Genomic DNA, 6,331 nt, shown 5'->3' with positions numbered 1-6,331 from the left:
AGGTAGCGTTGGCGAGCAAGCGTTGAAAGATGAGTCGGTAACGCAGTCTAAGTTAGCTCTAGACTCCGTATCGGGTGAGCATGTGCAGTCCGAAACGCTGTCCGGAAAGCATCTGGAGCCAGAGTCATTGACTGGAAAACATCTGAAGCCAGAAACGGTCGAGGGCTACAACATTCAAAAAGGTACGATAACGTTGGCCCATCTGGCTGATGACGTGGTTACTTTTGATAAAGTAGCAGATGAAAGCATKGTTGGCAGCAARCTGAAGTCAGGCTCAATTAGCAGTAAGCAGCTGKSGCTTGGAAGTGTAGAAGCRGAGCATCTGTCAACCGGCAGCGTRACTGMTGAGAAGCTKGCAGAAGGWAGCGTTGGCGAGCARGCRTTRMAAGATGAGTCGGTAACGCAGTCTAAGTTAGCTCTAGACTCCGTATCGGGTGAGCATGTGCAGTCCGAAWCRYTGTCCGGAAAGCATCTGRAGCCAGAAATGGTCGAGGGCTATCACATTCAAAAAGGTACGATAACATTAGCCCATCTGGCTGACCATGTGCTTACTTTCGATAAAGTAACAGAGGAAAGCATCGTTGGCAGCAAGATCAAGTCAGGTACAATCAGCAGTAAGCAGCTGGCGCATGGAAGTGTAGAAGCTCAGCATCTGTCAACTGGCAGCATAACTACTGAGAAGCTAGCAGAAGGAAGTGTTGGCGAGGAAGCACTCCAGGATGAGTCGGTAACGCAGTCTAAGTTAGCTCTAGACTCCGTATCGGGTGAGCATATACAGTACGTATCGTTGTCCGGAAAGCATCTGAAGCTAGAGTCATTGACTGGAAAACATCTAAAGCCGGAAACAGTCGAGGGTTATCACATTCAAAAAGGTACGATAACATTAGCCCATTTGGCTGCTAACGTGGTTACTTTCGATAAAGTAACAGATGAAAGCATTGTTGGCAGCAAGCTGAAGCCAGGCTCGATTAGCAGCAAGCAGCTCGCGCATGGAAGTGTTGAAGCTGAGCATCTTTCAATAGGCAGTGTGACGACTGAAAAGCTGGCAGAAGGAAGCGTTGGCGAGCAAGCATTACAAGATGAGTCGGTAACGCAGTCTAAGTTAGCTCTAGACTCCGTATCTGGTGAGCATATACAGAACGTGTCACTGTCTGGAAACCATCTGAAGCCAGAAACGATACAGGGCTACCACATTAATAAAGGTACGATAACATTAGCTCATCTGGCTAACGAAGTGCTTGCTTTTAATAAAATAACAGAGGGAAGCATCGTTGGAAGCGAGATACAATTTGGTTCAATCAGCAGCGAACAATTAGCAGTTGATAGCGTGCGGTCGAAGCATTTGAATGATGGTGCAGTTACACGTGAGAAACTTTCGGCAGCTGTTGTCGGCAGCGAGCAAATAGAAGCGGGCTCTGTTGGCACGGAACAGCTGTCCATTGGCAGCGTAACGACTGATAAGCTGACGCTAGGAAGCGTTGGTACTGAGCAGCTAGCCGACGGCAGTATTACTACTGATAAACTAGTCAACGGAAGTATTACGGCCGACAAACTGTCATCTGGCTTGTTGCCTGATTATTCAATTGGGTTAGCGACGATTCAAGGTAAGCATATCGCAGAAAAAACGATTTCTGGTAATCATATTACGGAAAATTCAATTGAATTAGACCATTTACGGTTTGCGCCAGTCATAACGAATTCATCTCAAGGAATCGTAAAGCAGCAATTCGGATTGGCTCCATACAGCTTTACGGCTCAAGAAGAGCAGGTCGAGCTTACAATAGCATTCAATGAGCCGTTCATAGACAACGGTTACGTATTAACAGTCACATCTGACAATACCGCTTGTTATGCAGTCGTTCATTCGAAGAAAGAGGATCAAGCAATCATCAAAATAATTCGTATTCGAATTAGCCACGAGCCGATAGGCAGCTTAAACTGGATTGCAATAGGAAGAGCATAGGGAAAGCAAAAAGAGGATTTGGAGCGGAAGCCTTCCGCGTCAAGGTCCTCTTTTTTTGGAACGCTCAAAGAGTATCACAATTGTAGGCAGTGCATATGCTGTAGAAGCAGGGAGTGTGGATACTATGCAAGATATGGTGACAGAAATGTTGAAGCACATGTCTAAATCTAGTCAACAGCTTGCTCGCATGGCGGAGGCCGATAGTCATGTGACGATGAAATTGTCTAAACTCGTAGAGGCGCTTCCAGACGAGCATTCTGCTGAATTGCCGGCGTGTCTAGAAAATACACAAGCCTTAGCGAACAATATAGCCGCTTACTTAACAAGCATAGGGGACTTAGAGGAATCGATAGCCGCTCAATTATCCTTTGTTATTCATGGACTAAAGGAAGCAGATGAGGAAGAATAAGGATCCTTTAAGGAGGCTGTGGTAGTGATGAATCGCAAAGAAGCTTATTTGCGCATGCTTGGGTCTACGGTCGATATGCAGCAGAGCATAGCTGTAATGCTGGAAGCGAAGGCTGCAGAGGCAGAGAAAATGCGCAGCATGTTTTGCAACCATCAGCATAATGAAAACTCACAGCAAATCCAGCTAAGTCAATCCTTGCAAATACATGAACAGGTGATTCAACTCATTGATGGCATTACAAAAGTTAATTTAGGTATGGTCTCAATCATGAAGGTTGTGCTTCAAAGGGATGAGGAAGGGCATAATGACTCTTTTTCATTTGGTGATAATAACTAATGGATAGCGAAAAGCTGGAGCGTGAGGCGAGAACAGCCCTCCTGGCTTCATTGGCAAGAAGCCTGCAGGCGCTTGCCAGAGTGTTGGAGAGTATAGCTGATATTGGGGAGTACTCGCCTGAAACAGCTAAGCTATTACGAGATAATATGCATTCATTAACCGCGATGCAGAAATCGATTACAGAGTTGATAGCGGGCTTAGATAAGCGCAAACGAGCTAGGCGGAGTGCGAGGCCGGGTGAACCATGGCTGCAGCCCTGGTTGCGGCTATAGGATCTTTGAAGAGAAGAGTTGGTTTCAATTAAAGGCTTTAGGTATTTATGTCCTTGGCCTTTTTTTGTTGTTTACGAATCTATTATTTTATGACTGTTTTCAAATCATTCTATAAATTAGATTTTCAAACCCAAGGCAAGTACCGTGCCAACTAGAAACCTTCTTCCATATAGTAGAAAGAGGAATGAATGATTGCAAGCACGGCATGACTGTACAGCGGGAGGTTATATATTTTGAAAGGCTTGATTTTATGTGGTGGTTTAGGTTCTCGATTGCGTCCTTTGACGTTTTCTCGACCAAAGCATCTTTTGCCATTGATGAACAAATCCGTTATTTTCTATGGAATCGAATTAATGATCCAGGCCGGTATAACTGAGATTGCGGTTGTTGTTTCTCCGGTATACCGGAAAATATTTGATGAAGCGTTGAAAGGCGGCGCGCCTTGGGATATTACCATTTCTCTAATCGAACAGCCTGAACCAAGGGGATTGGCTGACGCCATCAGAGTTGCAGAGTCCTTCATTCAAGAGGATGATTTTCTTTTATATTTAGGTGACAATATAATCGACGGTTCACTTCAGCCGCTTATAGACAAATTCGAGCATGAAAATTTGGACGGATTGATATCGGTTAGCCTTGTGGAAAACCCAGAGCAATTCGGTGTTGTTCAACTGGATGGAGAGAAAATCGTTAAAGTAGTAGAGAAACCTAAAAATAGTTTAAGTAATTTAGCTATAAATGGCGTTTATTTGTTTCGGAATTCCCTTTTTGGCGCAATTGAGAAAATTGTTCCATCATTACGGGGGGAATATGAGCTAACTGATGCGATTCAACAATTGATTGATGACCATCATCAGCTGGGTGTATTTCGATCCCCTTATTGGTGGAAAGATACTGGACAGCCAAAAGATTTGCTCACGTGCAATCAGTATTTTCTGCAAAAAATAAAAGGCCTTAATATTCAAGGGGAAGTCGACCTGAATTCTAATGTCTCATCACCAGTTATAATCGGAGAAAACGCTAAAATTATTAATASCATTATTAGGGGTCCAGTCATTATTGGTCCAAATACAATTGTAGAAAATTCCTATATTGGCCCGTACACATCGATTTCTGAGCATGTGTCTATTTACAATTGCGAGCTTGAAAATAGCATTATTTTAGAGAATACCGTACTACAGAACATTCCGGATCGCATTGATGAAAGCTTAATAGGCGGAGAAGTAAAATTGATGGGAAAATCGCAGCAGCCGAAGCGGGTTCAGCTGTGGGTAGGGGATCATTCTCAAATCAATTTCCCTTCTTAAAAAAATATTTCGTGTGGCTTTCACGAAAATTGAAGAAAGGCGGTACAGGAATAGCCCCTGTACCGCCATTTTTTCATGTTTCAATTTTCTAATTTATTTAAAATGATTTCATCATAATACTTCTGTTGTGTTTTCAATTGTATAGCGAGATTAAAGTCTGTTTCTATTTTCCTACGTGCGTTTTCACCGATTTTTTTCCACTCATTTGGGTTTTTTATTAACCAAATCATAGCTTTTGCCAGCTCATCAACGGATCCTTCAGGGACCAGAAGTCCTGATGCTTTGTGTGTGACAAGCTCTGGAATTCCTGCATGGATCGTTGATATAACAGGCATCCCAGTAGCCATTGCCTCTTTTAGCGTATTAGGAATTCCCTCTTGATTCCCTTCCTTATCTGTACAGCTTGGGGCACAAAATATATGAGAACTGTAATACTTTTTCTGGATTTTTCGATAATCGACCCAGGAAATGATTTGCACATTTTTTTCAAGACGGTATTTTTTTATAAGTTTGCGATATTCGGCTTCACAAGGGCCTGAACCTATTAATTGTAATTCAACTTTCTTATGCTGCTTAATTACATCGGCAAACGCATGGATTAGGGTGGAAAAGCCTTTTTTCTCGACAAAACGTCCAATTGCCAAAAAACGAACCTTTTCCTTATTTTCTAATTTACGCGGTTTATAGTTGAATCGATTCAAATCAGTGCCGCCATACAATACACGAATTTTATGCTCGGGACATCCTAATTTAACGATTTCTTGTTTAAGATGCTCACATACTGGTAGAAACAGATCCGCCGTTGCAAACAGCTTTTTCAAGCGAGCTAGATTTTTTTCTTTTTTAGGATAGGCAGTGGCATCTTTTCCTCGAAAACTGACAAACAAAGGAATGTTATATTGTTCTTTCAGAAATTGAAATTTTGGAGCTAGAGAACCGTGATGAACATGAACACCGACTACATTATTTTTTTTTAGAAGGCTCGGATTTCGTTTAATTGCTTTTAATGAAAAAACGGATGTAAACGGAGATTGCTCAACATATTCAGATGGATTATCCGTTATCATAATCCCCTTGTACCCATCGACTTTGTTGATTTGTTGTGCTACATGCCCATCATCTAAAGAGTACTTATGGTGCAAAATAGCAGGGGAATCAGTTAGCATCTATTGTTCCACTCCTTTTATATAGCTTCTTAGCTGCTTTCCTTATGATAGAGTGACGTTTACTTCCTGGAATTCTCTTTCGATGATGCCTGCGATAGACGGATAATGGTTCCTTCTGGCAGCTTCCTGGGTATTTGCATGCTAAACGAAGCCACATATCCCAATCTTGCGAATAGCGATATTTCGCGTTAAATAGTCCAGTTTGATCAAAACAATCCTCTTGAATAACAACTGTTGAAGTTCGGATCGTAATTTTTCGTTTAAACAGGTGATCGCGAAACCTCTTTAAATTAGGATAGCTTTTGAGATCGCGAATGAGTCTTCTACTTCTCCCTGGCCGAACATCGTAATACCAGCTGTACAAAAAAGGACTGCCCTGATTTTGAATCAAAAAGTTTTTATTTTCCTTGAGTTTATTAGGAAGAAAGCGATCATCGGAATCCAAAAATGCAATATATTTACCTCTTGCCGATTGAATCCCCGTATTTCTTGCTTCAGAAGGCCCTTTGTTTATTTGACGAATATATTGAACCTGTTTCCCGAATGATTTCACAATTTTTGAGGTTTTATCGGTCGAACCATCGTCAACAACGATAAGCTCATAATCTTTGCAGGATTGTTTCAGCACACTTTTAATGGCTCTACCAATAAATTTCTCACGGTTATAAGTAGGTATGACTACGCTAAAGAAAGGTTTTTCAAGCTGTTTTTGTTCATGTTCTTTGATGACTTGGTCAAATAGTAATTCTAGTTTTTCTGTTTGTTTCTCGCGATTGAAGTCTGTCTCAATTTTTAATCGCGCCTTTCAACCGAGCTGTCTCCATGTGTCTGGGTGTTTCATCAAATCAATTAGCTTACGTGCTAGTTCATTACTATCT

General features: G+C 41.8%; 7 protein-coding genes. 5 read left to right on the top strand and 2 right to left on the bottom strand.

The annotated features are described in order from the left end of the window. The 5 genes from AC1DWN_RS24950 to AC1DWN_RS24930 form a co-directional block, all read left to right on the top strand. On the top strand, nucleotides 1-1,963 hold a 1,963-nt coding region (locus AC1DWN_RS24950; protein WP_477561592.1), incomplete at its 5' end, for a WIAG-tail domain. Between the two features lie 124 nt (nucleotides 1,964-2,087). Continuing rightward, a complete protein-coding gene (locus AC1DWN_RS24945) occupies nucleotides 2,088-2,372 on the top strand; it encodes a nucleoside-diphosphate sugar epimerase (RefSeq protein ID WP_477561591.1) in 285 nt (94 codons plus the stop codon). A gap of 27 nt (nucleotides 2,373-2,399) precedes the next feature. Then, entirely contained in the window at nucleotides 2,400-2,708 is a 309-nt protein-coding gene (locus tag AC1DWN_RS24940; protein WP_477561594.1) for an alpha-helical endospore appendage domain-containing protein, read from the top strand. After that, a complete protein-coding gene (locus AC1DWN_RS24935; protein ID WP_477561590.1) occupies nucleotides 2,708-2,980 on the top strand; it encodes a hypothetical protein in 273 nt (90 codons plus the stop codon). The genes AC1DWN_RS24940 and AC1DWN_RS24935 overlap by 1 nt, the downstream gene beginning before the upstream one ends. A 233-nt stretch (nucleotides 2,981-3,213) precedes the next feature. Continuing rightward, the gene (locus AC1DWN_RS24930) at nucleotides 3,214-4,287 is read left to right on the top strand and encodes a glucose-1-phosphate thymidylyltransferase (protein ID WP_477561589.1); all 1,074 of its coding nucleotides are present in this window, start codon (nucleotides 3,214-3,216) and stop codon (nucleotides 4,285-4,287) included. Nucleotides 4,288-4,367: 80 nt separating this feature from the next. Here the strand turns inward: AC1DWN_RS24930 and AC1DWN_RS24925 are convergent, their stop codons facing one another. Together AC1DWN_RS24925 and AC1DWN_RS24920 are read right to left on the bottom strand one after the other, a co-directional pair. Beyond that, complete coding sequence (locus AC1DWN_RS24925; protein ID WP_477561588.1) at nucleotides 4,368-5,453, bottom strand: glycosyltransferase; 1,086 nt, start codon at nucleotides 5,451-5,453, stop codon at nucleotides 4,368-4,370. Beyond that, entirely contained in the window at nucleotides 5,443-6,243 is an 801-nt protein-coding gene (locus AC1DWN_RS24920; protein WP_477561593.1) for a glycosyltransferase family 2 protein, read from the bottom strand. The genes AC1DWN_RS24925 and AC1DWN_RS24920 overlap by 11 nt, the downstream gene beginning before the upstream one ends. Between the last annotated feature and the right edge of the window lie 88 nt (nucleotides 6,244-6,331).

It is taken from the genome of Paenibacillus sp. P4_A7, assembly GCF_056402455.1.
This window is presented reverse-complemented; position numbering and strand designations above follow the sequence as displayed.

Excerpts from the sequence above, each read along its gene's own strand:
- AC1DWN_RS24945 (WP_477561591.1), top strand. The coding sequence starts at position 2,088 with ATGCAAGATATGGTGACAGAAATGTTGAAGCACATGTCTAAATCTAGT.
- AC1DWN_RS24940 (WP_477561594.1), top strand. The coding sequence starts at position 2,400 with ATGAATCGCAAAGAAGCTTATTTGCGCATGCTTGGGTCTACGGTCGAT.
- AC1DWN_RS24935 (WP_477561590.1), top strand. The coding sequence starts at position 2,708 with ATGGATAGCGAAAAGCTGGAGCGTGAGGCGAGAACAGCCCTCCTGGCT.
- AC1DWN_RS24925 (WP_477561588.1), bottom strand. The coding sequence starts at position 5,453 with ATGCTAACTGATTCCCCTGCTATTTTGCACCATAAGTACTCTTTAGAT.